The 26763-nt window shown below is 59.6% G+C and carries 26 protein-coding genes; 12 read left to right on the top strand and 14 right to left on the bottom strand.

What is annotated here, in order from left to right; translation table 11 throughout:
• Positions 1 to 2: 2 nt before the first annotated feature.
• Genes QX071_RS20655 through QX071_RS20645 form a run of 3 tightly spaced genes read left to right on the top strand, consistent with a single transcriptional unit; the run spans position 3 to position 2696 of the window.
• Positions 3 to 788, top strand: a complete 786-nt coding sequence (locus tag QX071_RS20655; RefSeq protein ID WP_315704954.1) for an ABC transporter permease — start codon at positions 3 to 5, stop codon at positions 786 to 788.
• Positions 785 to 1849, top strand: coding sequence for an ABC transporter ATP-binding protein (locus tag QX071_RS20650; RefSeq protein ID WP_315704518.1), 1065 nt, complete (start codon positions 785 to 787; stop codon positions 1847 to 1849). Before QX071_RS20655 ends, QX071_RS20650 begins: the two co-directional genes overlap by 4 nt.
• A gap of 4 nt (positions 1850 to 1853) precedes the next feature.
• Positions 1854 to 2696, top strand: a complete 843-nt coding sequence (locus QX071_RS20645; RefSeq protein ID WP_315704517.1) for a phosphodiesterase — start codon at positions 1854 to 1856, stop codon at positions 2694 to 2696.
• Positions 2697 to 2734: 38 nt separating this feature from the next.
• On the opposite strand, the gene QX071_RS20640 is transcribed toward QX071_RS20645, so the two are convergent.
• Positions 2735 to 3463, bottom strand: coding sequence for a CBS domain-containing protein (locus QX071_RS20640; protein WP_315704516.1), 729 nt, complete (start codon positions 3461 to 3463; stop codon positions 2735 to 2737).
• A gap of 164 nt (positions 3464 to 3627) precedes the next feature.
• Between QX071_RS20640 and QX071_RS20635 the strand changes: the two genes are divergently transcribed.
• Entirely contained in the window at positions 3628 to 4005 is a 378-nt protein-coding gene (locus tag QX071_RS20635; RefSeq protein WP_315704515.1) for a hypothetical protein, read from the top strand.
• A 135-nt stretch (positions 4006 to 4140) separates the two neighbouring features.
• Positions 4141 to 5901 (top strand): PHA/PHB synthase family protein, encoded by a 1761-nt coding sequence (locus QX071_RS20630; protein ID WP_315704953.1) that lies wholly within the window; start codon positions 4141 to 4143, stop codon positions 5899 to 5901.
• A 27-nt stretch (positions 5902 to 5928) separates the two neighbouring features.
• Here QX071_RS20630 and QX071_RS20625 read toward each other — a convergent pair whose 3' ends face one another.
• Entirely contained in the window at positions 5929 to 7461 is a 1533-nt protein-coding gene (locus tag QX071_RS20625) for an AAA family ATPase (protein ID WP_315704952.1), read from the bottom strand.
• A 4-nt stretch (positions 7462 to 7465) separates the two neighbouring features.
• On the bottom strand, positions 7466 to 8455 hold the full coding sequence (locus QX071_RS20620) for a zinc-dependent alcohol dehydrogenase family protein (protein ID WP_315704514.1): 990 nt from the start codon (positions 8453 to 8455) through the stop codon (positions 7466 to 7468).
• 267 nt (positions 8456 to 8722) lie between these two features.
• On the opposite strand from QX071_RS20620, the gene QX071_RS20615 reads away from it, so the two are divergent.
• On the top strand, positions 8723 to 11416 hold the full coding sequence (locus QX071_RS20615) for a bifunctional acetate--CoA ligase family protein/GNAT family N-acetyltransferase (RefSeq protein WP_315704513.1): 2694 nt from the start codon (positions 8723 to 8725) through the stop codon (positions 11414 to 11416).
• 36 nt (positions 11417 to 11452) lie between these two features.
• On the opposite strand, the gene QX071_RS20610 is transcribed toward QX071_RS20615, so the two are convergent.
• Both QX071_RS20610 and QX071_RS20605 read right to left on the bottom strand, forming a co-directional pair.
• A complete protein-coding gene (locus QX071_RS20610; RefSeq protein ID WP_315704512.1) occupies positions 11453 to 11926 on the bottom strand; it encodes a phage holin family protein in 474 nt (157 codons plus the stop codon).
• Positions 11927 to 12202, bottom strand: a complete 276-nt coding sequence (locus QX071_RS20605; RefSeq protein ID WP_315704511.1) for a hypothetical protein — start codon at positions 12200 to 12202, stop codon at positions 11927 to 11929. It lies immediately after the preceding gene.
• A 173-nt stretch (positions 12203 to 12375) separates the two neighbouring features.
• Between QX071_RS20605 and QX071_RS20600 the strand changes: the two genes are divergently transcribed.
• Genes QX071_RS20600 through QX071_RS20590 form a run of 3 tightly spaced genes read left to right on the top strand, consistent with a single transcriptional unit; the run spans position 12376 to position 15401 of the window.
• Positions 12376 to 13512, top strand: coding sequence for an ABC transporter permease (locus tag QX071_RS20600; RefSeq protein ID WP_315704510.1), 1137 nt, complete (start codon positions 12376 to 12378; stop codon positions 13510 to 13512).
• Positions 13513 to 13514: 2 nt separating this feature from the next.
• Entirely contained in the window at positions 13515 to 14294 is a 780-nt protein-coding gene (locus QX071_RS20595) for an ABC transporter ATP-binding protein (protein ID WP_315704509.1), read from the top strand.
• Positions 14295 to 14297: 3 nt separating this feature from the next.
• Positions 14298 to 15401: an ABC-type transport auxiliary lipoprotein family protein gene (locus tag QX071_RS20590; protein ID WP_315704508.1), complete on the top strand. Its 1104-nt coding sequence runs from the start codon at positions 14298 to 14300 to the stop codon at positions 15399 to 15401.
• A gap of 83 nt (positions 15402 to 15484) precedes the next feature.
• Here the strand turns inward: QX071_RS20590 and QX071_RS20585 are convergent, their stop codons facing one another.
• A complete protein-coding gene (locus QX071_RS20585) occupies positions 15485 to 15802 on the bottom strand; it encodes a cytochrome c (protein ID WP_315704507.1) in 318 nt (105 codons plus the stop codon).
• Positions 15803 to 15941: 139 nt separating this feature from the next.
• Here QX071_RS20585 and QX071_RS20580 point away from each other — a divergent pair, with 139 nt between their 5' ends.
• From QX071_RS20580 to QX071_RS20570, 3 genes are all read left to right on the top strand, one after another.
• Positions 15942 to 16655: a helix-turn-helix domain-containing protein gene (locus QX071_RS20580; RefSeq protein ID WP_315704506.1), complete on the top strand. Its 714-nt coding sequence runs from the start codon at positions 15942 to 15944 to the stop codon at positions 16653 to 16655.
• A gap of 95 nt (positions 16656 to 16750) precedes the next feature.
• Entirely contained in the window at positions 16751 to 16882 is a 132-nt protein-coding gene (locus tag QX071_RS20575) for a hypothetical protein (protein ID WP_315704505.1), read from the top strand.
• 372 nt (positions 16883 to 17254) lie between these two features.
• Complete coding sequence (locus QX071_RS20570) at positions 17255 to 17986, top strand: Crp/Fnr family transcriptional regulator (protein ID WP_315704951.1); 732 nt, start codon at positions 17255 to 17257, stop codon at positions 17984 to 17986.
• A 10-nt stretch (positions 17987 to 17996) separates the two neighbouring features.
• Here QX071_RS20570 and QX071_RS20565 read toward each other — a convergent pair whose 3' ends face one another.
• From QX071_RS20565 to QX071_RS20530, 8 genes are all read right to left on the bottom strand, one after another.
• Positions 17997 to 19481 (bottom strand): ATP-binding cassette domain-containing protein, encoded by a 1485-nt coding sequence (locus tag QX071_RS20565; RefSeq protein ID WP_315704504.1) that lies wholly within the window; start codon positions 19479 to 19481, stop codon positions 17997 to 17999.
• On the bottom strand, positions 19478 to 20404 hold the full coding sequence (locus QX071_RS20560) for a branched-chain amino acid ABC transporter permease (RefSeq protein ID WP_315704503.1): 927 nt from the start codon (positions 20402 to 20404) through the stop codon (positions 19478 to 19480). Before QX071_RS20560 ends, QX071_RS20565 begins: the two co-directional genes overlap by 4 nt.
• A gap of 2 nt (positions 20405 to 20406) precedes the next feature.
• Positions 20407 to 21282, bottom strand: a complete 876-nt coding sequence (locus tag QX071_RS20555) for a branched-chain amino acid ABC transporter permease (protein WP_315704502.1) — start codon at positions 21280 to 21282, stop codon at positions 20407 to 20409.
• An 84-nt stretch (positions 21283 to 21366) separates the two neighbouring features.
• Positions 21367 to 22626: an ABC transporter substrate-binding protein gene (locus QX071_RS20550; protein ID WP_315704501.1), complete on the bottom strand. Its 1260-nt coding sequence runs from the start codon at positions 22624 to 22626 to the stop codon at positions 21367 to 21369.
• A gap of 402 nt (positions 22627 to 23028) precedes the next feature.
• The gene (locus QX071_RS20545; RefSeq protein ID WP_315704500.1) at positions 23029 to 24318 is read right to left on the bottom strand and encodes a TRAP transporter large permease; all 1290 of its coding nucleotides are present in this window, start codon (positions 24316 to 24318) and stop codon (positions 23029 to 23031) included.
• A gap of 18 nt (positions 24319 to 24336) precedes the next feature.
• Positions 24337 to 24849: a TRAP transporter small permease gene (locus tag QX071_RS20540; protein WP_315704499.1), complete on the bottom strand. Its 513-nt coding sequence runs from the start codon at positions 24847 to 24849 to the stop codon at positions 24337 to 24339.
• 48 nt (positions 24850 to 24897) lie between these two features.
• Positions 24898 to 25896, bottom strand: a complete 999-nt coding sequence (gene dctP / locus QX071_RS20535) for a TRAP transporter substrate-binding protein DctP (RefSeq protein WP_315727712.1) — start codon at positions 25894 to 25896, stop codon at positions 24898 to 24900.
• Positions 25897 to 25964: 68 nt separating this feature from the next.
• Positions 25965 to 26651 (bottom strand): GntR family transcriptional regulator, encoded by a 687-nt coding sequence (locus QX071_RS20530; protein ID WP_315704950.1) that lies wholly within the window; start codon positions 26649 to 26651, stop codon positions 25965 to 25967.
• Positions 26652 to 26763 lie beyond the last annotated feature (112 nt).

The raw sequence follows: 26763 nt of genomic DNA, 5'->3' as shown, positions 1-26763 counted from the left end.
CCGTGCGGAATCGCGCCATCTTTGCTGCTCAGCTTCTCTTTACACTGCTCGTCGCGGCGTTTCTCGTTGTGCCAGCGTGTCTCTCGATTACTGCAGGCGTCACTAACAATTATTTCCGCGGCATTCGATCCGGCGTCACGCTGCAATGGGTTACCCAAGTGTGGGAGCTCTATGCGGGCACCATCCTGTTGTCGTTTGTCATCGCCTTCGGAACATTGGCCGCTACGCTGCTCGCTGGCGTTCCCGCCGCCTATGCGCTCTATGTTCGCGGCGGCCGGCTGTCGCGAGCGATCGAAGAGGTCATTACGCTTCCCGTGGCGATTCCAGGGCTTGCGCTCGCCCTGGCGCTTCTGCTGACCTATGGCGGCTTCGGCGACTTTCGTCGATCCTGGCTGTTCATTCTGGTGGGGCACGTCATCTTCACGATGCCGTTCATGGTTCGATCGGTGATGGCGATCTTCGCAACCGTCGATATCAAGACGCTCGACGAAGGTGCGGCGTCGCTCGGCGCGTCGCCGTGGCGACGTTTCTGCGATGTCATCGTCCCAAATGCGTCCCCTGGAATTCTGGCCGGTAGTTTGATGGTGGTGACGCTGTCCCTCGGCGAGTTCAATCTGACATGGATGCTGCACACGCCCTTGACCAAGACGCTGCCGATCGGGCTTGCGGACAGTTACGCCTCCATGCGGCTGGAAGTGGCTTCGGCCTATACATTGGTTTTCTTCATCATGATCATACCCCTCTTGGTTGCTATGCAATGGCTCGCTGAAAGAGGAGGGGCGCGGTGAATCCCGTCGTTGGACATGGCGTGTCGCTTCGGGTCGAGAGCTGCGCGAAGACCTACGCGGACGGAACTCGCGCGCTCGAGCCGACGTCGCTCGACATTGCAAGTGGTGAAACGCTCGTGCTGCTCGGGCCTTCGGGATGTGGCAAAACGACGTTGTTGCGCATCATCGCGGGGTTGGAAACTCCGGACCTCGGTGGACGCGTGCTGTTCGACGGCAAGGACCTGACAGGTCTGCCGATCGAGCGGCGCAACGTCGGCATGGTGTTTCAATCCTATGCGCTGTTCCCGAATATGACGGTCGCCGAAAATATCGGGTACGGTTTGAAGATTCGCGGTGTCGCGAAATCCGAACGGACTGCGCGTGTGGCCGAATTGATGGAATTGACCAACATCTCGGGCCTCGAAGATCGCCGGATCGAGCAGTTGTCCGGCGGTCAACGTCAGCGCGTCGCATTGGCACGTGCGGTCGCGATTCGGCCAAGCGTCCTGCTGCTCGACGAGCCCTTGACGGCTCTGGATGCGGCGCTGCGCGAGCGTCTGCGAAGCGAGCTCAATCGATTGCTCCGGACCCTTGGCATCACCGCGATCTACGTCACACATGATCAAGCCGAAGCCATGGAGCTCGGCGATCGCGTGGTGGTGATGCGCAAGGGCGCCATTGCCCAGGTCGGATCGCCGCGCGAGATCTATTTTACCCCGGCGGATCGCTTCGTTGCCGAATTCGTCGGAGCGGCGAACATTGTCGAAGCTCCCATTGAAGGTGGAAAACTGATTCTCCGTGGCGGTCGGCAGCCGGTCAAGGGAGCAGATGATATGGCTGTAGCCATTGCGATGGTACGTCCGGAAGCCATCGGCATCGTGGCGCCGGGAGCTGCGGCCCTGAATGGAATGATCGAGAGCGTTCGTTTTACGGGAGACCGGCAGCGGATCGTCGTTTGCGATGTCACGGACAAGCCTCTCGTGGTCGATGCCCCTAATACAGTCCAGGTTAGCGTTGGAGAACGGATCGGGATTGCAGTTGCGCCCGACGCCATACGTTTGCTGCCTTTAGACCAGCGGTGACCAGATGTCAGATCGACCGGTCTTGATTGCCCAGATCTCCGACCTGCATATCAAGTCGCCTGGGCGGCTCGCCTACCGGCGCGTTGATACGTCCGCAGCGCTCGTGCGCTGCATCGCGGCGCTTAATCGCTTCGAGCCCAGGATTGATCTCGTGGTCATTTCTGGCGATCTCGCCGACACTCCGACAGAGCAGGAGTATCAGCATCTCGCCCTCTTGCTCGCGAAACTGGAGATTCCGTTCGTAGCCGTTCCGGGTAACCACGATTCTCGGGAACTCATGCGATCCGTATTCCCGGATCGTTCATATGCATTCCCCTCCGGGCCGCTCAATCAGCGCTATGACGTAGAGGGCTTGGACATCATTTTGCTGGATTCGAGCGTGCCAGGCCATCCACACGGCGAACTCGATAGCCAGACCTGCGACTGGCTCGAGGCGATGCTATTGACTTCGACGGAGCGTCCCGCTCTCGCATTTCTGCACCATCCTCCGTTCGCGACCGGGATCTGGCATATGGATCGGCAGAATCTGCGCAATCCGGCGGATCTTGCATCCATCGTAAGACGTCAACAACGTCTGCAGCGAATTGGATGCGGTCACGTTCATCGGTCAACACTGACGACGTTTGCCGGCGTTGCCTGTACGATCTGCCCAGCGCCAAACCATGCAGTCGATCTCGACGTGGCAGAGCTTCGTGCCCCGTCATTCAAGATCGAGCCGCCGGCCTTCCATCTTCATATCTGGCAACCCGGGGAGGGCTTTGGGGGCACCGTGACCCATCATGTTCCGATCGGGGAGTTCGATGGACCCCATCCATTCTTCGGGCCTGATGGCAAGTTGATCGACTAATCTCCGGTATTTTAATACGCCGGATCTCATTGACGTCGCTAGCTGGCCTTCGCCATCTCGTCGTCCTCCGGTGAATTCAGGTACATGCCGGACATGGTATCGACCCAGCAGAGGTGGTCGTGAACCTTCTTGACGCCGTCGACGTTTTCCGCCGCGACCATCGCTGCTTGGCGTGAGCGCTCCTCGGTGATGACACCACTGAGATGCACGATGCCGTCCTTGACGATCACGCTCAGGCCGAACGGGCACCAATCGTTCTTCTCTAGAGTGTCGATTACTCGGTTGCGAATGTGATCATCATCGGCGGTCGGGTCCGGCACCTGGCGAGCTAATGAGGCAACTGCCTGAAGCAGGTTTGCGCGGGAAACGATGCCGACGACCAAGTCTCCCCGCGTCACGGGCAAGCGCTTGACGTGGTTCTTTTCCATGATGTCCACGATCTCGGCCAGCGCCGTATCCTCCGTGATGGTCAAAGGCGTCTTGGTCATGACTTCCGATACCTTTCGACCGTGCTCATGAACAAAGTCAGCGGCGGACTTGCCCGGGCCGAGGATGAATCGAAGCCACCGGCCGCGCTTGCGTCCCGTGCCAATTTCACTGCGGCGGATGAAGTCCCCTTCCGAGACCACGCCGACGAGCTTGCCACCGCCGTCGACCACGGGCAGGCCGCTGACGTGCCGCTGCAACATGACATTTGCAGCTTCTACGATTGAGGTCTCGGGTGTAACGGTAATGACGGGGCGGGTCATAATCTGATGGGCGCGCATGGAAAGCTCCGACGTTCGAACCTTTTTTGAAGGGTAGCCCGCCCGCGTTGATGCCGCTTGATGCAGGTCAATCGTCGGCCGGAAGCGCGCTTGACGCAGCGCAATGTGGCTTCCCCCGCGTCCTGATAGACATTAGGCCCCAGCCGGGGAGGTGGAGGTTTCTAATGCCTGAGCTTTCCGAGACTCGTGCCGCCGGCAGTGATCCGGTGGCGGTCGATATTTCAGAACGCGTTGCAAGCTCCAATAGACAAATGTTGGACGTGTTCTTTGGCGTCCAACGCATTGTGCTGGAAGAACTTGTTTTCGCCGGCAACGAGCTATTGGACCGGACACGCACCGAAACCCACCTGTTTATGGAGTTCATTTCAAAGACTGCCGGCGCACACTCCGTGAACGGCATTCAGACGATGCTGCAAGAGTGCGGTCAGCATCAGATCGAATTCCTACGGCGCGATTGCGAGCGACTTTTCAGACATGGTCAGCGAATGATTGATGCAAGCCTCAAGTTAGCGGCCGTGCGGGGACAGGCAGGACAGAATTGAACCGCTAGTGTGCCCATTCAACCAGAATTGAAGGAAAAGACGCTCGTGCAGCCGCCAGTCGTCTCGCTCCAAGCCGGTGCAGCCGCTTTACCTTCACCTCATCCCACAGAGTTCGTCAGCCCAAACGAGCCGGCGTTGGCCGAAGCTCAGCCGCGCGATCTTGATTCAAACGCGTCCGGCCATGAAGACCACGAATTGGACAAGGCGTTCAGTGCGACACTTGCGCGCCTGACGAACGGTATTTCGCCGGTCGCGCTATCGATGGCGTATCTCGATTGGGCTTCCCATCTCGCCGCAGCGCCCCAGCGTCAAATCGAAAACGTTCGTGATGCCATGCGTTCCAGCAACAAGCTGCTTCAGCGAGCACTCCATTATGCCGCTCCCGAGCGGAGACCCTGGGATTTGGTTAGGCCCAAGCCGACCGACCACAGGTTCATGAAGCCTGAATGGGAAACGGAACCATTCAATTTGCTCGCCCAAGCCTTCTTGCTGGGCGAGCAGTGGTGGCATAACGCGACAACGGGCGTTCGGGGTGTCGCGGCCGCGAACGAAGCGGTTGTCGAGTTTTCGGTGCGGCAGGTCCTTGACATGTTCGCCCCGTCTAACTTCCCATGGAGCAATCCCGAAGTCCTGCAGAAAGCGTTTCAGACCGGCGGTGAGAATTTCGTTTTTGGCTGGCAGAACTGGTGCAGTGACCTGCTGCAGCTGTTGGCCTCAAGTGCGCCGGGGACGGGAGAGCCGGAGTTCGTCGTCGGCAAGACCGTCGCAGTCTCGCCGGGCAAGGTAATCTATCGGAACGAACTGATCGAGCTCATTCAATACAGTCCGACGACCGAACAGGTGCGGCCAGAGCCGTTCCTGATCGTGCCGGCGTGGATCATGAAATATTACATCCTCGACCTGTCGCCTCATAACTCGCTTGTGAAATATCTCACTGGGCAAGGTTTCACGGTGTTCATGATCTCCTGGCGTAATCCCGGTGCCGGGGATCGTGATATCGCTTTCGATGATTATAGGACACTTGGCGTCAAGGCGGCGCTTGACATGATCGGGCTTATCCTGCCCAGACGACGCGTCCACGCGCTAGGCTACTGCTTGGGCGGCACTTTGCTGGCGATCACGAGTGCCGCGATGGCGCGTGACGGTGACAATCGGCTCAGATCGATCACGCTCTTGGCTGCACAAACGGACTTTACCGAAGCCGGCGAGCTCACGCTGTTCATCAATGAAAGTCAGGTTGCCTTCTTGGAAGACATGATGTGGGAGCGCGGCTATCTGGACACTACACAAATGGCGGGCGCGTTCCAACTGCTTCGCTCCAACGATCTGGTCTGGTCGCGGGTGTCGCGAGATTATCTGATGGGCGAGCGGGTGCATCCGAGCGATCTCATGGCCTGGAATGCAGACGCGACCCGGCTGCCATACCGGATGCACTCGGAGTATCTGCGGAATTTGTTCCTGCACAACGATCTCGCCGAAGGTCGTTATGCGGTGGATGGTCGGCCGATCGCGCTGTCCGACATTCACACGCCGATGTTCGTGGTAGGGACCATCCGTGATCACGTGGCGCCGTGGAGGTCCGCCTACAAGATCCACTATGAGGTGGATGCGGACGTGACATTCATATTGACAAGCGGTGGGCACAACGCCGGTATTGTCGCGCCGCCGAGCGAATCCGGCCACTTCTATCAAGTAAGGACCAAGCTGGCGGACGCACCTTATCTCGGTCCGGATGAATGGCAGCGGACGACGCCTCGTGTCGAGGGAGCTTGGTGGCCCGAGTGGATCGGCTGGCTTAATGCCCGATCGGGCCAGCCTTGCGATCCGCCCTCCATGGGCGTCGCCGGTGTATCGGACGATTTACCCGAGGCACCGGGAGATTACGTACATACGTGACGAAGTCGCGCAAGCGGAGCGGCGTTGCTATCGTGGAAGCTGAGCTCGACACTGCGCAAGTGTCGTCTCCGCTGTTCCGGACGCATCGATGATCGGCCAATCAAGGGGGCCGACATCGTATTGTTCCTGCAGTTCGGCGATCTTCGGCGTCGCATCGGAGGCGTCGGCCCGACGCGCGCCGATGCGTGCCTGGCGCACCGCCAAATCCGCCACCAGAAAAAATCCGGAAAATGCAATCTTCATTTGCCGGGCCAAACCGGCCACCGATGTCCGTTCGTCCTCTCGAGCAAAGACCGCATCGACCACAACGGAAAAGCCCTGTGCCAGGACGCGGCCGGCGCGCTCTGTGAGAAGATCATAGACTCTCCGACTCGTGTCTGCTGAGTATGCCTCGGGCGGCAGACGATCCGTCTCGCGTGCACCGAATAGCTGCTTGCGAAGGACGTCAGTACGTAACACGATAGCACCTGGTGGGGGTGTAAGGGAGGGAGCAATTGCGCGCGCCAAGACGGACTTGCCAGTCCCTGAGAGCCCCCCAACAGCGATGAGAGCCGGGGCGGCCGGATGGATCAGACGCCGCGCGAGTTGGAAATAGCGCGTTGCTGCCTCGAGAATGCCGGCGTGGTCGGAGCCGGCTCGATCGAGCTGCGCGAGCAGAACCTCAGCTCGGATGGCCGACCGCATCGACATGAACAGCGGGAGCGCGGCGAGGCCGTCGAGATGATCGATTGGCGTGACCGCGAGATAACGATTGAGCAGGTGATTGGCGGCGGCCCGCTGATCGTACTGGACCAGGTCCATCAACGGAAAAGCAAGATCGTAGAGAACATCGATGGAGGCGATCCGCTCGTCAAATTCGATTGCGTCGAACAGGACAGGTTTATCTCCGACCAGGACGATGTTGGCCAAGTGAAGGTCGCCATGGCAGCGCCGGACGTAGCCCCGCCGGCCGCGATCTTCCAGCATGGGCTTCAGATGAGTGAATGTCGACTGTGACATCTCGGTCAGTTCGTCGATCTCGCTCGATGCGAACCAAGGAACGGCCTTAAATGCTTCGACATACGCTTGGATGATCGTTGGAATCGAAGCGATCCACGGTTCGGCGGGTCGCGGGACGGCTACGTCGTGCGACGCCGCGATCGCCTCGGCCGTGCGCTCGGCGAGCACAGAACTCACCTCTCCCTGCGCGGCGAGGTGGTCAAAAGTACAGTTTTCGTCGAAGCGAGTCATTTCCACGGCATATTCGACGGGCGTTCCGGGCCCACCGATCGAAAGCGAGCCGTTCTCCGCCCGCATGATGCCGACCACGCGGCGATAAATCTCCGGAGCAAAGGGCTTGTTGATGCGAAGTTCGTCCTCACACGCGGCCTTACGTTTTTCCAAAGTGGAATAATCAAGAAATGGAAACCAAACGGCGCGTTTGATTTTGAGGGCGCGATCACCTTCCAGGAACACCGAAGCCGCATGTGTGTCGATACGATGGACATGGGGATGCCGTGCTGGATCGCCAAGAAAGGCTAGCACGGCCTCTTGCAACGCATTCGGAGATGACGACGGCATCATGCTATTCGTCCGGTACAAGAACGGCGGCACCCAGGATTTCACCGCGCTTCAACTTGGCTAGCACCTCATTTGCTTCCACGAGCGGATAGGGCGTGGTGTGGGTACGGACGCGAGCTTGGAAGGCTACTTTCAGGAAATCCAAACCGTCGTGGCGAGTCAGGTTGGCCACAGAGACGAGCTGTCGTTCTCCCCACAACAGCCGATAGGGGAAGCTGGGCAGGTCACTCATGTGGATGCCTGCACAAACCACGCGACCTCCCTTCCGGACCGCGCGCAGCGCGAGGGGAACCAGCTCTCCGGCAGGCGCATAGATAATGGCGGCGTCCAGTGGCTCATCCGGAAGTTCACCCGATGCGCCCGCCCATGTGGCGCCAAGCTCAAGGGCGAGATTCTGGGCGGCTTCGTCGCCCTTGCGGGTGAAGGCGTAGATTTGGCGGCCTTGCCAGCGCGCCACCTGAGTGACGATGTGGCCAGCCGCACCAAAGCCATAGATGCCAAGGCGATCCGCCTTGCCCGCCATCACGAGTGAGCGCCACCCGATCAGCCCGGCGCATAAAAGCGGAGCGATTGCGACATCGTTGTCGCCTTCGCCAAGCGGGAACGCGTAGCGCGCATCTGCAATCGTATGAGTGGCAAAGCCGCCGTCGCGCGTATAGCCGGTGAACAACGGACGATCACAGAGGTTTTCCATGCCGTCCCTGCAGAAACGGCAAACCCCGCACGTATGTCCCAGCCAGGGGACGCCAACTCGCTCGCCGAGCCGATGCGTCGTCACGCCTGGCCCGATCAGATCGACGCGTCCGACGATTTCATGCCCCAGCACGATCGGATATCTAATGTTGGGCAGTTCGTTATCCAACACATGCAAGTCGGTCCGACATACCCCACAGGCGTTGACCCTCACGCGGATCTCACCTGGGGCGGGGGTGGGATCTGCTCGATCCTCGAGTTGAAGAGGGCCGCCCTCTCTTCGTAGCACCATGGCACGCATGGATCGACCTCCAGGTGACTGGGATCCTCCAGTAGAATGACGGCCGCAATCTGCCTTTGACATCTGTCAAGGTACTAGGCGGAACCATGTCGATGATGACATGATGGCTCAAGGCGCCGCCAAACGGCTCGCGGCATTATGCATCGTTCACAAGCCCGAACACCATGCTGGATTATGATGTCGAGCCGGGAGGTGAACGGTTCGGGTTGTGAGTCGTTTCAAGAGCCAACACCAAACCCGCTTGGTTAATTGTCGGATGCTTCGCTCATGTCGACCTATCGCCTCAAAAATGTGCTGTCGCCGCGTTCGATCGCGTTGATTGGTGCAAGTCCGCGCCGAAATTCCGTCGGGCGAGCTATCCTCGAAAACATCAGGAAGTCCGGGTTCAAAGGCAACCTCGGGCTGGTCAATCCGCGTTATGGCGAAATCGCGGGCGTTACCGCGGCGCGGAGTCTCGATCAATTGGCGTTCGTTCCGGAATTGATCGTCATTACCGCACCTCGCGCATTTGTTTCAGAGTTGATCGACCAGGCAGGGGGGCTGGGAACTGCCGGAGCGCTGATCATCACTTCCGGACTCGGGCATGGTCCGGGTTCTTTGGCCGAGCAGGCGGAACGAGCCGCTCAAAAGCACGGCATGCGTCTTGTTGGGCCCAATTGCATGGGCATCATGATGCCGGACGTCGGCCTGAATGCAAGTTTCGCGGCGCACATGCCCTGCGCCGGCAGCCTCGCCCTGATATCACAATCGGGGGCGATTGCCGCGGGGATGGTGGATTGGGCGGCCCAGCGCGATGTCGGCTTTTCTGGCATCGTCTCGATCGGTGATCAACTCGATGTCGATGTCGCCGACTTGCTGGATTATTTCGCATTGGACGGCAAGACCCGCGCGATCCTGCTCTACATCGAATCCATCAACGACGCTCGGAAGTTCATGTCCGCGGCGCGGGCCGCCGCGAGGATCAAGCCGGTCGTGGTCGTCAAATCGGGCCGGGGCGTGCCGGGGGCGATGGCTGCCGCGACCCATACCGGTGCGCTTGCGGGGGCGGATGCCGTTTATGATGCGGCCTTCCGACGGGCTGGCATTTTGCGCGTTTCCGACTTGCGCGAATTGTTCGATTGCGCGGAGACGCTGGGACGAGTCGAATCGCCGACGGGAAAGCGTCTCGCCATCCTTACCAACGGAGGAGGAATCGGGGTGCTTGCCGTCGATCGCCTTGTCGAACTCGGAGGAATTGCCGCAGTCGTTTCGTCTGAGAGCCTCGGGAAGCTCAATGCCGTGCTGCCGCCGACCTGGTCTGGATCGAATCCGGTCGACATCGTCGGTGACGCGGATGCTGCCCGTTACACTGCCGCTCTCGAGGTGTTGTTAGCCGATCAGAACAATGACGCTGTACTGGTCATGAATGTTCAGACTGCGATCGCGTCTGCCGAACAGATCGCGGTGACGATCACTGAATTGGTGAGCGGATACCGTAAGCAGCACCGACGCTGGGCGAAGCCGGTTCTCGCTGCCTGGATCGGCGCGGACCAGGCCATCGTGGAAACCCTGAGCAGCGCGTCGATCCCAAATTACCCGACGGAAGACGATGCCGTTCGTGGCTTCATGCATCTGGTTCGTCACCGGGAAGTCGTGGAGGCGCTCGCGGCGGTGCCTCCGGCTATGCCGGACTCCTTTGTCCCGGATATCGAGACCGCTCGCAGCATTATCTCCGCGGCATTGGCCGACGGAAGGACTTGGCTTGATCCGGTCGAAATCAAGCGGCTGCTCGGTGCCTACGACATTCCGATGGTCCAAACGTTCGCCGCGGCCGATGTTGATGCTGCGGTCGACTATGCGACGGAGTTATTTAGTCAAGGCGCGACAGTGGTATTGAAGGTCCTCTCTCGTGATATCGTGCACAAGTCCGATGTCGGCGGCGTGGTGCTCAATTTGACGACGCCGCAGGCGGTCCGCACGGCTGCGCTCGACATCATGGAGCGAGCCAAGAAGCTTCGCCCGGATGCGCGGATTTCGGGTGTGATCGTGCAGGCTATGGTGGTGCGCGCCAAGGCCCGTGAGCTGATCATGGGGCTTGCCGACGATCCCACCTTCGGCACGGTCGTTGTGTTTGGCCGTGGTGGAACCGCGGTCGAGATCATCAACGACAAGGCGTTGGCTTTGCCGCCGCTGGACCTGCACTTGGCGCGCGATCTGATCGAGCGTACCCGGGTCTCTCGGTTGCTGCGCAGCTATCGGGATGTTCCCGCGGTCAAGCCGGACGCGGTCGCATTGCTCTTGGTCAAGCTGGCTCAGCTGGCGGCCGATCTCCCGGACGTCCGCGAACTCGACATCAATCCGTTGTTGGCCGACGAGAGTGGTGTGTTGGCGGTCGATGCACGCGTAGTGATCGGCAAGGTGCAGCCGAAGTTCAAGGGATCTGGTCCATCGAATTTCGCTGTTCGGGCCTATCCGACCCAGTGGGAGCGTCACCTTCAGATCAAGGACGGCTGGCGGATTTTTGCTCGTCCCATTCGTCCGGAAGATGAGCCGCTGATCCACGAATTTCTGAAACACGTGACCGGTGAAGATCTGCGGTTGCGTTTCTTCGCCCCGATGAAGGAGTTCACCCACGAATTCATCGCGAGATTGACGCAGCTGGACTATGCCCGAGCGATGGCGTTCGTTGCCTTCGACGAAGCCACCCACGAATTGGTTGGGGTTGTGCGCATTCACTCCGACTCGATCTATGAGAGCGGTGAGTATGCGATCTTGCTTCGCTCGGATTTGAAGGGGAAAGGGCTCGGCTGGGCCCTGATGCAGCTGATCATCGAGTATGCAAAATCGGAAGGGCTCAAGATGATTTCGGGCGACGTGCTGCAGGAAAACATCATCATGCTCGATATGTGCCGTCAGCTCGGGTTCGAGGTGAAGCCGGATCCCATGGAGCACGATCTCTGTAACGTACGACTAAGGTTGTGACGTGATCTTCGCATGTCGTTTGGACGGGACGGGCAATCAGGGGTGGCTAGCGCCGCTGGAAGAGTGGCCTCTCAAAGTTCTTATGATGATGCCGATCAGCGGCACGAGCAGATGCGGTACAAGGACGTCCAAAGGATTGTTCAAGGCGCCAGCGACGTTGGACTGAAACGCTCGTGCCTCGAATTGTAACGCTTCGATCGAAGCTCCGTGAATTTCGTTGGCAAGCTCGAGCTCGCGTCCCGAAGGCGAGCGGGCGGCGAACGCAAGTAGGATTACCGCAATAGCGACGTCGATGGCACCTAAGACGGCAGCCGCTGTGATGGCAGACCAGATCTGGATCAGCCAGAAATACGCTGCTAGCTCGAACATCAGAAGCCCGAATACCGCAAGGAGAGCGGCAAGTGCTCGCAAGCCGAAGCCCCAGAGCAGGTGACGAAGGCGGATATCGGCGATGATCCTGTCCGTCCGCCAGAGGACGCGCAAATGATTGACGACGTTGTCCGTGTTCACCTAACTTCTCCTGAATAGCAGGCCAATGACCACGCCGAGTGCGAGAGCGGAGCCAAGTGATGCGATCGGATGTTGACTGACGAGCTTTTCGAGCTGAGCTTCCTCCTGCTCCAGTGCGTCGCTCAGCTCTTGGAATGTAGACTTCATCTGGGCGGCCACCGATCTCACCTCTTCGTCTGACTTTTCGCGAAGGGATGCTCCCCTTTTTGACAAGGCGTCAGCGAGGTCTTTCTTGAGGGCTTGCAGCTCATCTTTGATTGCGCTCGCATCGAACATTGGTCGCCGATCCCATTGCACCTGCTAATGCTAGGAGGTGTTGCGGTGCAGGGATTGATCTGGCTCAATCAGCGTCACTGGCAAGGCGGTTTGAGCTAGGTCAATTTTGGTGTTCGAAGGCACCTTAGGAAGGAAGAGGTCTCGCGGGCCTCAGGCGAGGGAAGGACATCGTTTTGGGTACCCAACCAGTATTGACGGCTGAGGCCGCAGGAAGCTTGCTCGAGCTTCGTCCGAGCGGCGCATGGACCGCCGCAAATGTCTCCGTGCTTGAACGCCTGACGAATTCGGTCGCGGCCGACACCGATCGTCCTGTGGCGGTCAAGATGGACCTGAAAGGCGTAAGCGAACTCGATACGCTCGGCGCTTGGCTCTTAGAGAAGCTGTCGCGGCGGCTCGGTTCAGTTGGACGCGGCGTCGAGATGGTAGGGATTGCCGACAATTACGTTGGCTTGATCGAGGAGGTCCGGCGGGTCAACCGGGAGCCCGTTGTGAGCCCGCCCAAGGCATCTCCTATAGCGGCCAAGCTTGATGATCTGGGGCGATCCAGCATCGGGGCGGTCAGCGAGTTTGCTGTGTTTCTCGAGATGCTGGGATCGCTGTTCCTGGCGACGGCGAACGTGCTGCGTCGTCCGCGCTCGCTGCGACTGACGTCGCTTGTGTATCAAATGTACCGGATCGGCTGGCAGGCGATCCCGATCATCATGCTGATCACATTTCTGATCGGCGCGATCATCGCCCAGCAGGGAATCTTCCATTTTCGCCGCTTCGGTGCCGAGTCCTATGTCGTCGACATGGTGGGGATTCTGGTTCTGCGAGAACTCGGGGTTCTAATCGTGGCGATCATGGTGGCAGGGCGCTCCGGCAGCGCTTACACGGCCGAGCTCGGCTCGATGAAGATGCGTGAGGAGATCGATGCATTGCTGACGATGGGCCTTGACCCTATCGAGGTGCTGATCCTGCCTCGTGTGGTCGCTTTGATCCTGACCCTTCCGATACTGACCTTCATCGGATCTATGGCAGCGCTTTACGGTGGAGGTCTTGTGGCGCAGTTCTATGGTGGCATGGCGCCGGCTATCTACATTGCCAGGCTTCATGATGCGATCTCTCTCACGCATTTCGAGGTCGGCATGTACAAGGCGCCGTTCATGGCTCTTGTCATCGGCATCGTTGCATGCAGCGAGGGGTTGCGCGTCAAGGGCAGTGCCGAATCGCTCGGTCTGCAGACTACGACCTCGGTCGTAAAGTCGATCTTCTTGGTGATCGTGCTCGATGGCCTGTTTGCGGTCTTCTTCGCGTCCATCGGGATGTAGCCATGGAGCAGAGTGCAGTAGCCGTCGCCATTCACGTCAGCGATCTAGTGGTCGGCTTCGGACGGCAGATCGTTCTCGACCATCTTTCACTCGATGTGCGTAAGGGGGAAATCCTCGGTCTGGTCGGTGCGTCGGGCGGAGGCAAATCGGTGTTGATGCGTACGATCATCGGTCTGATCCCACGCCGAAGCGGAACGATCGAAGTGATGGGAATCCCTGTCGGCGCTGCTGCGCGGCAGAACAGGGAAGATGTTGCGGGACGTTGGGGCATTCTCTTTCAGCAGGGAGCGTTGTTTTCATCGCTCACCGTCAGGCAAAATATCCAATTCCCGCTGCGGGAAAGTCTTCAAATGTCGCAGTCATTGATGGATGAGATCGCAACGGCGAAGCTCGAGATGGTTGGCCTGACCCCGGAGGACGGCGAAAAATTTCCAGCTGAACTCTCGGGCGGTATGACCAAGCGTGTTGCACTGGCGCGCGCGCTCGCCCTCGATCCCGCAATCGTGTTCCTTGATGAGCCGACATCGGGCCTCGATCCTATTTCGGCGGGCGATTTTGATGCGCTGATAAAGACGCTGCAGAAAACTCTGGGATTGACGGTTTTCATGGTCACCCATGATCTTGCGAGCCTGAACGTCGTCTGCGATCGAGTCGCGGCGCTTGCGGATGGCAAAATCGTTGCGGTCGGGCCGATGCGCGAGCTGTTGCTTTCAGAGCATCCCTGGGTGAAGGCCTATTTTCACGGCAAGCGTTCCCAGATGCTGCAACCGAAAGTGAGTTGAGAGATGGAAACCCGCGCTCCCTTTGCCGTGATTGGCGCTTTCGTTCTTGCCGCTATTGTCGCCGTTTTTGGCTTCGTCTATTGGCTCAACAACACCGGCGGACTGGGGCCTCGGACCAGCTATCATGTGCAATTCGAGGGCTCGGTCCCAGGATTGCTCGTCGGTGCCGCCGTTCTCTTCAATGGGATCCGCGTCGGAGAGGTTACCCAGTTGGGGCTCGCACCGGAGGACCCACGCCGTGTCAACGCCACGATCTCTGTAGCTTCTGCGACGCCGGTCCGGGCGGACACCAAAGTCGGTCTCGAATTCCAGGGCTTGACAGGCGTTCCGGTGATCGCCCTGGAGGGCGGTACGCTCGTAACGGTGTCCGGTCCAATCCCGACCTTGATCGCAGAGCCAGGAGCTGGCCAGAGTATGACGCAGGCTGCGAGGGATGCGTTGCGCCGGGTCGACGCCGTGCTCGCTGAAAATGCCGGACCGTTGAAGGACACCATCGGGAATTTCAAAACGTTCTCGGATGGGCTGGCGCGCAATACCGGGAAACTCGATGGTATCGTCGCCGGGCTTGAGAAGCTGACCGGAGGTGGCACACCAGCCCAGAAGGTGACCTATGATCTGCAGGCGCCGAGTGATCTTGGGCGTCCTACCAAGATATGGAAAGGCCAGCTGGCGATCCCGGAACCCACGGCCGTTGCCATGCTGCAGACGCAGCGCATGCTGTTCTTCCCGGCTAAAGATTATCCGGCCTTTGCCGAGTTTCTCTGGGCTGACAGCATTCCAAAGCTGTTGCAGGCACGGCTGATCGATAGTTTTGAGAACTTCGACGTCGCGCACGCGCCGCTCCGGAGTACCGACGTCGGCCAGCCGGATTATCAGCTCTTGATTGATGTCCGACGCTTCCGGATCTCGACCGAGCTCGAGCCCGTCGCCGAAATCGGCGTATCCGCACGACTGGTCGACAAGAATGGAAAGGTGATCGCTTCGCGGTTGTTCGAGCAAAGCCAAAAAGTCGGCGAGCTCGATCCGGCGGCGGCCGTTTCCGGCTTTGACGGCGCGTTTGGCCGTCTCGCCAAGGATGTTATCGCGTGGACGACACAGGCGCTTTAGACCGGACTTGCTCGGGGGCTAGCGCTTTGCTTCCGAAGCCCGCATCATGAGACGGCAGCGAGGGCGCTTCGTACTCCTCGCTGTTATTCGAGGGTCTTCAGATAGGACAGCAAGTCGTGAATCTGCTCCGGTGCGAGCTTAAATTGCGGCATCACAGGGTGACCGGTCACAATTCCTTCCGCCAAGGCCTCGCTGAGCGATTCGACAGGGTAGCGTTGGTGTAGCGTGCGGAAGGGCGGCGCGGGTTTGAGGGGGCTGTCGCCCGTCCTGCCGATCGCGTGACATCTTGCGCAATGGGCTTGCGCATAGGTCCGTCCGCGTTGCTCCGCGGTGTGGGCAGCCAGAGCCGGAGACAGTAGGGCAAGGGTCAGAAGAATCTGACACGAGGTGAGGCGCAGCATTCGCAATCCGTTGGCGGCAGGGTCGCCTCAACTCAAGATATTGGGCCCAACGCGAGGCGATTTGATTTGCATCAACTGCCGAGCGGATGATCGGTTAGAATGCCGCAAACGTTGGTGGCTCGGCCGTTCGGAGCAATGCATGAAGATGTCCCTGGTTGCGGTCGACCCGAATGGGCAGGCCTGTACCGACTGCGCTGTGCGGCAATTCAGCCTCTGTGCGTCGCTGGACAAGGTGGAGATGCGGGAGTTCGAACAACTGAGCCGACGGGTTCAGTTCGCGAGCTGTGAGACCGTATTTACGCAGGAAGATACGACGTCATATTTCTACAATGTGCTTGACGGAGTGGTACGACTTTACAAGCTTCTGCCCGACGGGCGAAGGCAGATCGTTGGGTTCGCCCTTCCCGGCGACTTCGTAGGCATGACGACCGAGCAGCGACACTGCTTTTCGGCGGATGCAATCGGTCCGGTAACAGTCTGCCAGTTCGCCAAGACACCGTTCGCGCGTTTTGCGGACGACAAGCCGAACTTGTTGCGGCGCATGAACGATCTGACCGTCCAGGAGCTGAATCAAGCCCGTGACCACATGGTTTTGCTTGGACGTCGTTCGGCAGAGGAGAAGGTCGCCATCTTCCTCGTGGGCTGGCGGGATCGTCTCGCCGAACTCAGGGGGATATCGGATATCGTTCCCTTGCCAATGAGCCGGCAGGACATCGCAGATTACCTCGGCCTGACGATCGAAACGGTGAGCCGGACGTTCACCAAGCTCGAGAGAGAAGGGATCATCGAGATCGTGCCAGGAGGCGTCTGCCTGCGCGATCCTGCCCGCGCCGAAGCGCTCGCCGCGGCCTGATCGGGCGGGGGACGGCTGGCTCCGGTTTGATCCGGATCAAAGACCTAAGCGGCTGTCGAAAGGACAATGCTCCAAACTCAAGGGGAGGGAGAGGCATGCCTTTCGACGCTTTGGTGGTCAGTCTGGCCGTATTGGCCGTGTTCGTGGCGTTCGCTGCAGTGCTGGCCTGGGCCGATTCGCAGACCAGCCCGCTGAAGTTGAAGAAGGATATCTCAGGTCGGAAATAGGCGCTCGTAGCGCGCATCTGAGATGGTGGAGGACTGCCCTGGCCGGGCATCAGCCGCCTAAGGAGGCCTTCGCAGCCTGCGGAGCAGCATCGACATTGTCGAGAAGACATCTTATAGGTGTCTGGCATATTGCTTACTACTTTGGTCTCGGCTGTACTGTGGCGGATTCCCTGTGCCGATCTGTCGTATTCCGAAGCGGTACGAAAGGCGGAACGAACAGGCACTCTTGCTGGCCTGAGAGTTTCGGCTTCCTCCCGCTTGTTCGATGGCTGTTGGCGTGACCAAATCGTCCTGTCTTGCGTCCTTGGGTCAGCACCCCGCCAGCGTCACGGTAATATCTTCCGGTCGGCGATCCGATGCTGGAGGAACGGCGTGATTGACGAAAAGAAGGGGGTCTCTCGGCCTTCTGCAAGCGGCAAACTCTCTGTGCTCCGCCAGCATCCGATTTTTCGTGACCTGGAGGCCGATGCGCTTGACCAGCTTTGTCGGTACGCCAAGCCCACCACGCTGAGGCGCGGTGCCGCGATCTTTTCCAAAGGCGATTCGGGCAACAGCCTCTATGCGGTCATCAGCGGCACCGTCAAGATCAGCGTGTCGTCGCCGGACGGCCGGAACGCAATCCTGAACCTGATCAGCGCGGGTGAACTGTTCGGTGAGGTCGCCGTGCTCGATGGCGGGGAGCGGACCGCCGATGCGACGGCCAACACCAATTGCGAGATCTTTGTCATTGATCGCCGCGATTTTTTGCCGTTCGTGAGAAGCCAGCCTGCACTCGCCATGAAGTTCATTGAGCTCTTGTGCGATCGATTGCGCTGGACCAGCGATCAGGTCGAGCAGCTCATTCTGCAGGATTTGCCTCGTCGTCTCGCAAGCGCCCTGCTTGGCCTGACCGAGAAGCGCAAGCTCGAACCTGGCAGCCGGACCATTGCGATCACCCAGCAGGAAATCAGCGAAATGGTCGGCATGACCCGGGAAAGTATCAACAAGCAGCTGCGCGCTTGGGCAGCCCGCAACTGGGTCCGGCTCGAGCATGGCGCCATCGTCCTCTTGAATCCGGAGCCGCTCCGGGCCTTGGCCGAGGCCGGTTCAAAGCACGAAGCGTAAGCGCGGACTATTACAAATAGCCCGCGCCGGCTTCCAGTGCGAAGCGGCCGGGATCGCCCTCCCAGACGATGCGGGCGTGCTCCAATACATAGACCCGATCCGCATGCGGAAGTGCGAAGGTGACGTTCTGTTCTCCCAAGACGACTGTGATCGGGGTCGTCTGTCGCAGCTTTTCCAGAGCCTTGGAGAGTTGCTCGAGGATGACGGGCGCAAGCCCGAGCGTCGGTTCGTCGAGGATCAGGACCTTGGGCTGCATCATCAGTGCGCGGCCGATGGCCAGCATTTGCTGCTCGCCTCCAGAAAGCGTCTGTGCAAGCTGGCTTTGTCGATCCTTCAAAATCGGAAATAGCTCGAATAGCCAACTCAGCTGCTGAGCCCGCTCTTGATCTGAAAGATGCTGGCCTCCGAGATCGAGATTTTCGCGCACGGTCATTTCGCCGAACAGCTCGCGCGATTCCGGGCATTGCACGATGCCCTCGCGCGCGATCCGCGCCGGGCTGATCCCGCGCAACGGGGCGCCGTCACGAATGACGTCGCCGCTATAGGGCAGGAAGCCAGAGATGGCGTTGAACAGCGTGGTCTTTCCGGCGCCGTTGAGACCGACAATGGAAACGAATTCGCCATGATGGACGTGGATCGAGACATCGTCCAGGGCCTGGGCCTTGCCATAGACGACACTGAGATTCTTCACCTCCAATGCTGGGACCTTGTCCTTGAAGCTGACCTCGGGGCGCGCTGACGTTTCGATCGCGCCACCTAGATAAACCCGGCGGACCGTTTCGTTACGCATGACATCCTCGGCGCGCCCGAAGGCGATCTCTTCCCCAAGATACATCGCGAGCACTTGGTCAACCAGCGCTGCCACGCTCTTTACATTGTGGTCGACCAGCAGCACCGCGCGGCCCTCGTCGCGAAAACTACGAATCAAAGCCGAGAAGGTGCCGACCTCAGCCATCGTGAGGCCAGCGAACGGCTCATCCACGAGCACGACTTTGGGCTCGCGCGCGATCGCTTTCGCGAGTTCAAGACGTCGAAGGTCGGCAAAGGGCAACGTCGGCGGGCGCCGGTTCATGACCGCGCCAAGACCGACGCGGTCCGCGATCCACTTGGCCCGTTCGGTCAGTTGCTTGTCCGGAAACAGCATCAAGAGGCTGTCCGGCAGCAGCGCAACCAATATGTTTTCCAGAACGGTCTGTCGGTTCAGCGGTCGCGAATGCTGGAACACCGTGCCGAAGCCTTTTCGCGCGATCTTGTGCGCCGGCAAACCCGCGACGTTCTCTCCTTGGAAAATGACCTCACCGGCGGTCGGCCGTTCGATCCCCATGATCGATTTCATTGCCGTCGACTTGCCGGAGCCGTTCGGCCCGATCAGCCCCAGGATCTGTCCGGCATGCAGATCGAAATTGAGGTTCTTCACCGCGGTCAATCCGCCATAGCGCTTCACGAGGCCGCGTACCTGAAGGGGCGCCGTCGAAGTTGTGCCTGCATCCGTCACGAGCGCGCCTCCCGAGACAGGGCCGCGCCGAGGAAGCCGCCCGGGAAGAACAGGACGACCAGCAGCGCCACGAAAGACACGATAAAGGTTGCGAGCTCTCCTGTTGGTCGCAGAAACTCGCCGGCGACGATCAGGAAGATTGCCCCGAGCGCGGCTCCCAGAACGGTCCGTCGGCCGCCAAGCACTGCGGCGACAATCACGTTGACGCCGACGGCGACGTCGACCACGGTTCCGACCGAGGCGGTGCCGAAGTAGAACACCAAAAGCGCACCTGATAGGCCGGAAAAGAACGCGCTGACGATAAAGGCGAACAGCTTGTGCTTCACGATATTGAAGCCGAGCGCGCCCGCCTGAACAGGGTCTTGTCCACTGGCCTGCAGCACCAGGCCGAGCGGCGATTGCGACAGTCCATAGAGGATCGCCGCGCTGATCGTCATGAATCCGAGAGCGATCCAGTAATTGGCATTGGCACTGATGGTAATGACGTCGGGGATCGTCAAGCCGATCTCACCGCCGGTAAGGTCGGCGAACACTACGACAAAATTCTGCAGCATCAGCACGGCAACCAGGGTCGTTAGGCCGAAATAGGGACCGCGGACTCGCAGCGCCGGCAGCGCCAGGACAAATCCCGCGATGACCGATGCGATGGCTCCCAGCACGATACACACGTAAACCGACCAGCCATATTGGTTGTTGACGATGCCGGCAGTATAGGCGCCGACGCCGATCAGGAAAGTCGGGCCGAAATTGACCTCGCCGGCGAAGCCGAACAGCAGATCCCAAGCCATCGCGAAAACGCCGAAGTAATAAGCGACGGTCAGCAGGCCAAGTACGTAGCCGGAGACGTAGAGCGGCAAGGTTGCTGCGACGAGAACGACGACGAGCGAGATCACGAACAGGCGTGATGTGAAGAATCCCGACATGCTCATCGCCTCCCGAGCAGGCCTTGCGGCCGGATATACATCACGAAAACGAGGAGCAGCAGAGCAGGGATGGTGCGGTAAGCGGGCGAGACCAGGTAGGCCGTCAAGGTCTCGAGATAACCCACGACGAAAGCGGCGATCAAGGATCCCGATACGCTGCCGAGCCCACCCAGCACCACGATCGAAAAGGCGCTCGCCGTCAACGGACCGACGCTATAGGAACTGACGCCAAGAAACATCCCCAGCAGCACGCCGGCGATGCCGGCCAGCACACCATAGATCGCCCAGACCACGATATAGATGTTGGTCAGTTCGAGACCGAGCAGCGTCACGCCGCGCGGATTCATGGACGCCGCGAGCACAGCCTTTCCCGTGCGGGTCCGATTCACCAACGCCCAGAGTAGCGCGATGACCAGACAGCAGACGATGGCGGTGAAGATCTCATTGCTGGGTGTTCGTACGCCCAAGATATCGACCACGCCCTCGACGATCGGCAACACGGTTTTGGCATTGTTCGTAAAGAAATAGGCAATCAGCTCCTGGATCATGATGCCCCAGAGCAGGGTCCCGGTCAGGACAAAGATCTCCTTCTCTTCATTCGGAATGCGCCGAGACCGCTGGATTGGTTGCACGACCGCAAAATAGGTGGCGAAGGCCGCGATCAGTGCGGCCAAGATGCCGATCAATGCGCCGGCGTAGGTGCCGGTATGAAGAATGCTCGCGGCGGCCCAGGCCGCCACGGCAGCGAGCACCATGATGGCGCCGTGGGACAGGTTAAGCACCCCGGATACACCGAAGATCAGGGTGAATCCGGTTGCGCCTAGCGCATAGAGCGCACTGACGGCAAAGCCGTCGATCAGGATCTGGAGTGCACGCATGGACCTGGGCTGAGACAGCAGAGCTGTCTTCAAGAGGAGAGGCAAAAATGTCCCGCCCCGATCGGAGCGGGATAGCGCTGGATATCAGTTCGAGGTGACCTTGATGAAGCTCGGGAACTTCATGGGTGACTTCGCGATCTCCTTGGGCCAGACCGCAACCTGCTGTCCGTCCTGCCACTGCAGCATCAGCCCGGTGATCAAGCCTTTGCCGTATTTGATCGAATGCGTGAACGGATCATCCTTGCCGTAGAATTGCACGCGGCCGATCGTCCCCTCCCAGTCGGTCTTCTCCAGCGCTTCGACCATTTTGTCGGCATCAGTCGAGCCCGCCCGCTTGACCGCGTCGGCAATGTAGTAGACCTCGTCATAGGCCGTGTAACCGGCGTAAGAAGGGTAGTTGCCGTATTTGGCCTTGAAGCCCTCCGAGAAGGGAACGGACTTCGGGGTGACGGCCACACCGGTGCCGGAAACACCCTGATAGAGCACGCCGTTGGCGGCATCATTGGTGTCCTTGCCGAAGGTAGAGTTGGTCGCCTGCGAGCTGATTCCGAACATCGGGATCGGAACCTGCTGATTCTTCCACTGCACGGTGGGTTGGACGCCGACGTGAGAGATGCCGGTGATGATCACGTCCGGCTTGGCCGCTTCGATCTTATTGAAGATCGGCGTGAAGTCGGTGGTGTCAGGCGAGAAGCGGATGTGGTCAAGGACCTTCAGCCCGATCTTCGGTAGACATTCCTCGTAGCCAACGTCGAGCGGCTTGGTCCAGGCGGCGTCCTCGCTCATGATGACGGCCGACGTCATGTGCTTGCCGTCGACCAGGAGTTCCTTGGCCGCGTCGCAAACGGACTGCGCGAGTGCCGCAGACGTCAGGTACCCATGAAAGGTATATTTGTTTTTCTCGTAGTCCGCATGCACGCTCTTGCTGATCTCGTTCGATGCCGCGCCCGGCGTAATGAACGGCGTTTTCAGCCGGGACGCCCAGGGCTCAAGTGCCAGCACCACCTCGCTGATATAGCTTGCGATGACGATATTGACTTTGTCTTCGTTGACCGCGCGCTGGAACGCGCGAACCGAATCGGCGGAGGAGGAGTGATTGTCATAAGTGACGATCTCGATCTTCCGCCCATCGACACCGCCCTTGGCGTTGATCTCATCGGCCGCCATCTGCGCCGCCTGCGGGATGGACGCGCCGGCGATGGCCTGCGCTTCTGCGATCACGCCGATTTTAAGCGCATCGGCTGCCCTGGCAGGGCTCAAGGCCGCGCCCAGAAAACCAGCTGCACTCAGCGCGAGCAAGCCGCACCCCGACCACGATAATGCAATGCGGGAAACCTTCGTCATATTTCTCTCCCTGGAATTTCACTTGTTTTTCTTCATTGTAGCGCCGCTTGCGAGATCAGCAAGCGTCACGGAAATTGCCGCAGCGCAACCGACCTCGGCCGTGAGCAGAACTTAACCCCCGATAATCTATGGCCGCGAGGCCCTGCTGCTGATCAACGTGTCGGATCTTCGGATGGATGGCGGGCGGGCCGGTTCGCACATCGTTCTGCAACGGCCCGACGTGTCGATCGGTCTGCGGGCCATCGAACCGCCCTAAGCTCTATCGGCACCACTGCCCCTCGCGTGCGTTCGGCGCCGGCCGTCAGCGTTTTGTTTCAGGCAGTATCGGGAGCGACACTAAGGCCGAGACGATGCTGCCAGCAAGGCGCCCGCAACATGGTCGCGATATCTTGAGCCACAGTGTCAGTGCAGCACCTGCCGCGGCAGCCACAGCGATATCTGAGGGATGTAGGTCACCGCCATCAGCACCAGGAACATCACGGCGTAAAATGGCCAGATCCGGCGCATGACCTGCTCGATGCTCACCTTGCCGACGGCACAGCCGACGAACAGGATGGCTCCGACAGGCGGGTGACACAGGCCAATCCCGAGGTTCAGCAGCATGATCATTCCGAAATGAACCGGATCGACGCCGAAATTTTGCATCACCGGAAGCAGAATCGGCGTGGCGATCAAGATCGATGGCGCCATGTCGACCAAAGTGCCGAGCAGCAGCAGGAGAATGTTGATCAGGAACAGGATCACATATTTGTTGCTCGAAATCGACAGGAAGAACTGCGTCATCTTCGCCGGCATCTGGGTGAGCGCCATGATGTAGCCGACGGCGGAGGCACAGGCGATCAGGGTCATGACCATCGCGATGGTGCGTAGGGTCCGGTGGAGCAGAACCGGTAGATCGCGCCAGCGGTAATCGCGATAGATGAACATCGTGACAAAGAAAGCCCAGAGACAGGCAACCGCGCCGGCCTCGATCGCGGTGAAGACGCCCCCGAGGATGCCGCCAAGAATGATGACCAGAGTGATCAACCCCCAGGCGGCGTCGATCGTGATCCTGATCGCATCCTTTGTGGCCACCACATGCCCGGTCGGATGACGCTCGCGGTAGGCGATCACGAGGCAGAGCAGGATCAGCGAGAAGCCGAGCAGCAGCCCCGGAAAGACGCCTGCCACGAACAGCGCGCTAATCGAGATCGTGCCGCCGGTTGCGAGTGAATAGAGCACGGCGTTGTGGCTTGGCGGCACAAGCAGCGCCTGCACGGACGAACTGATGGTGAGATTGGTGGCAAACACCCGCGGATAGCCGGAGCGCTCCATCTGAGGAATCATCACCGAGCCGATCGCAGACGTATCTGCCACCGCAGATCCGGAAATGCCGCTCAGGAATGTGGTCGCAAGCACGTTCACGATCGACAATCCGCCGCGAAGTCGCGTTAATCCGACCAGCACGTCGGCGAACGCGACCAGCCGCCGTGCCATGCCGCCTTCCGCCATGATGGCGCCTGCCAGCACGAAGAACGGAATTGTCAGCATGGCGACCTTGCTGACGCCATCGGAGACCTTCAGCATCACCGCTTCGAGCGGAATGCCGATCCAGAGCGCGCCGACGATGGCCGCAAGCGCGAGCGAATACGCAATGGGCATTCCGATCAAGAAGCAGACCAGCATCGTCGCGAGCAGGATGAAAATATCCATGGATCTCTCTCTGCGGACCTAATCGAAGGACGCGCGATCGCTATGGGGGATCGGATCGGGCGGAATGCCGATGAATATCCGCTCGATGATGAAGAAGAGCAGGCAGAGCCCTCCGATCGGGATAGGCAGATAGGTCACGCCGACCGAGAGGAACGGGAAGTCGGCGATGGTGTTCTGCCAGGTGACCTCGACGAGCCGCTCGCCCCAGACGATCATGAAGATCGCAATGAGGGCCATCAGTAGTTGCACGATGATGTCGAGACCCCGACGCCAAGGCGTCGGCAGCTGATCGGCAAAGTAGGACAGGCTCATATGCAGATTGAGCCTGTAGCCCGCCGCCGCGCCGATGAAAGTCAACAGGATCGTCAGCAACACGGCCAAAGGCTCCGGCCATGACGCGGCGCTGTTCAGAACGTAGCGGGTGAAAACCGCATACGGGATGACAGCCGAGATCAGCACCAATGCCGTGGCACCGACGATCACGCAGGCGAGATAAAGTGCATCCATTGCCCGCCGATATAGAGCGGCCATAGCTCGTTCTCCTTGTTTGTCTTTTTGGCAAACAATGCCCGCGTTGCCTTACGCGATCGCCTGGATGCGCTTGATCATCTCCTGATATTTGGGACCATATTTGTCCCACACCGGCTTCACCGCGGCCTGAAACGGCGCCTTGTCCGGGATCTCGTTGATCTCGCAGCCGGCGGCCTTGGCCTTCTCCATGGCCTGACGCTCATAGGCCTTCCATAATTCGCGCTCTTCCATCTGGGCCTCGCGGGCGAATTTTTTGATCAGGGTCTGATCGTCGGGGGAGAGCGAGGTCCACGCTCTCTTGGAGAAGACGAGCACTTCTGGAATGACGAGATGCTCGGTGAGCGAGTAATACTTCGCCGCCGTATAGTGGTTGGAGAAGACATAGCTGGGCGGGTTGTTCTCGGCGCCATCGATGACGCCGGTCTGCAATGCGCTGAAGACCTGATCGTATCCCATGGCTATGCCATTGCCGCCGAGGGCATTCATCATGTCGATGAAGATCGGATTGCCGATCACGCGGATCTTCAGTCCTTTGATATCCTCGATCGATTTGATCGGCCGCTTGGTGTTGTAGATGCTCCGCGCGCCCGAATTCATCCAGCACAGCGCCACGAGATTTGCGCTCGGATTGGCGCTGATCCGGTCGAGAAGATCCTGTCCGACCGGGCCGTCCATCATCTTCTCGGAATGTTCGATGCTCTTGAACAGGAAGGGCATGTTGACGACGTTGATCTCGTCGACGATGGGGCCGAGCGCGCCCGCACTGACGCGTAACATCTGGATCGCGCCGATCTGGGTTTGCTCGATGGTCTCCTTCTCGCCGCCGAGTTGAGCGGACGGATACATTTGGATCGACAGACGGCCGTTGGTCGCGGCTGCCAGCTTCTTTCCGAGATTTTCTGTTGCGGCGACGGTGGGATAGCCGGGAGGCTGCACGTCGGAGGTCTTGAGAATCGCCTTGGACTGCGCCAGCGCGGATGAAAGTGGGGGGAGCGTGGCTGCAGTGGTCAGTCCAACGCTCAGCTTGATGAAGTCGCGTCGTTTCATGGCGTCCCTCCCAGGACTATGGTGTTTGAGCCGCAATCATTGGATTCGCGGTTCTCGGCACGTGAGACTTACGTCGATCGGTCGAAAAACTCCGGATTGACCGTCTGGATGGCGGAAATATCTCCGAGCAGACGATCCAGATGGCGCGCCATCGCAAGCTGAGCGGCGTTCGGGTGGCGAGCTTCTATTGCGGTCAGGATCGGCTCATGTTCCGCAATCACCTCGGTCATGCGGCCTGCCTGAGGCAGCGTAAGCCTGCGATAGCGATCGACATGGACTTTGACCTGCTGGATCAGGGTCCAGATTCCGGGGTAGCCGGCGATCTCTGCAATGGCCGCATGAAAGAGTTCATCTGCCTGGTGGAATGCTTCGCGATCTCTCGCTGTGTCGGCCTCGCGCTGTCGCTCGAGGATCGCATGCAGGTTCAACAACTGACTCGAGGTCACGCGTTCGGCAGCCATCCGCGCAGTGGTTTCCTCCAGCGCTTTCCGAATGATGATGGCCTCCGGCAGCGCCGCGATCGGAATGCGTGAGACAAAAATGCCGGATTGTGGGAAGATTTCGACGAGTCCCTCGTCCGCAAGCTTCAGGATCGCCTCGCGAACGGGGGTTCGGCTGACGCCATAGGCCGTCGCGATCTGGGATTCCGAGATGATCTCGCCCGGGCGGCGGGCAAGCGAAACCAATTCTGCCCTCAGATCGGAGTAGATCTGGGACGATGCCCTCGTTCCCCGCGGCCGCTCGTTGCGGCGCACGCGGGCGGATATCGGTCGTGGGGCAGGGGCCAATTTCCTTGGCGCTCGGGCGATCATGTGCGTTTCCTCAATTGATATATTAGTATATGAATTTCGCTTGGCAACGAAAATC

This window comes from Bradyrhizobium sp. SZCCHNS1022 (assembly GCF_032484835.1).
Taxonomy (GTDB): Bacteria; Pseudomonadota; Alphaproteobacteria; order Rhizobiales; family Xanthobacteraceae; genus Bradyrhizobium.
The sequence above is the reverse complement of the archived record's forward strand: the minus strand, read 5'-3'. Positions and strand labels throughout refer to the sequence as shown.

What these genes read in the sequence shown, in the direction of transcription:
- QX071_RS20590 (WP_315704508.1), top strand. Translation starts at nt 14,298, where the DNA reads ATGGAAACCCGCGCTCCCTTTGCCGTGATTGGCGCTTTCGTTCTTGCC.
- QX071_RS20555 (WP_315704502.1), bottom strand. Translation starts at nt 21,282, where the DNA reads ATGCGTGCACTCCAGATCCTGATCGACGGCTTTGCCGTCAGTGCGCTC.
- QX071_RS20540 (WP_315704499.1), bottom strand. Translation starts at nt 24,849, where the DNA reads ATGGCCGCTCTATATCGGCGGGCAATGGATGCACTTTATCTCGCCTGC.
- QX071_RS20640 (WP_315704516.1), bottom strand. Translation starts at nt 3,463, where the DNA reads ATGCGCGCCCATCAGATTATGACCCGCCCCGTCATTACCGTTACACCC.
- QX071_RS20615 (WP_315704513.1), top strand. Translation starts at nt 8,723, where the DNA reads ATGTCGACCTATCGCCTCAAAAATGTGCTGTCGCCGCGTTCGATCGCG.
- QX071_RS20605 (WP_315704511.1), bottom strand. Translation starts at nt 12,202, where the DNA reads ATGTTCGATGCGAGCGCAATCAAAGATGAGCTGCAAGCCCTCAAGAAA.
- QX071_RS20635 (WP_315704515.1), top strand. Translation starts at nt 3,628, where the DNA reads ATGCCTGAGCTTTCCGAGACTCGTGCCGCCGGCAGTGATCCGGTGGCG.
- QX071_RS20595 (WP_315704509.1), top strand. Translation starts at nt 13,515, where the DNA reads ATGGAGCAGAGTGCAGTAGCCGTCGCCATTCACGTCAGCGATCTAGTG.
- QX071_RS20625 (WP_315704952.1), bottom strand. Translation starts at nt 7,461, where the DNA reads ATGCCGTCGTCATCTCCGAATGCGTTGCAAGAGGCCGTGCTAGCCTTT.
- QX071_RS20545 (WP_315704500.1), bottom strand. Translation starts at nt 24,318, where the DNA reads ATGGATATTTTCATCCTGCTCGCGACGATGCTGGTCTGCTTCTTGATC.
- QX071_RS20585 (WP_315704507.1), bottom strand. Translation starts at nt 15,802, where the DNA reads ATGCTGCGCCTCACCTCGTGTCAGATTCTTCTGACCCTTGCCCTACTG.
- QX071_RS20550 (WP_315704501.1), bottom strand. Translation starts at nt 22,626, where the DNA reads ATGACGAAGGTTTCCCGCATTGCATTATCGTGGTCGGGGTGCGGCTTG.
- QX071_RS20620 (WP_315704514.1), bottom strand. Translation starts at nt 8,455, where the DNA reads ATGCGTGCCATGGTGCTACGAAGAGAGGGCGGCCCTCTTCAACTCGAG.
- QX071_RS20580 (WP_315704506.1), top strand. Translation starts at nt 15,942, where the DNA reads ATGAAGATGTCCCTGGTTGCGGTCGACCCGAATGGGCAGGCCTGTACC.
- QX071_RS20560 (WP_315704503.1), bottom strand. Translation starts at nt 20,404, where the DNA reads ATGTCGGGATTCTTCACATCACGCCTGTTCGTGATCTCGCTCGTCGTC.
- QX071_RS20645 (WP_315704517.1), top strand. Translation starts at nt 1,854, where the DNA reads ATGTCAGATCGACCGGTCTTGATTGCCCAGATCTCCGACCTGCATATC.
- dctP (WP_315727712.1), bottom strand. Translation starts at nt 25,896, where the DNA reads ATGAAACGACGCGACTTCATCAAGCTGAGCGTTGGACTGACCACTGCA.
- QX071_RS20575 (WP_315704505.1), top strand. Translation starts at nt 16,751, where the DNA reads ATGCCTTTCGACGCTTTGGTGGTCAGTCTGGCCGTATTGGCCGTGTTC.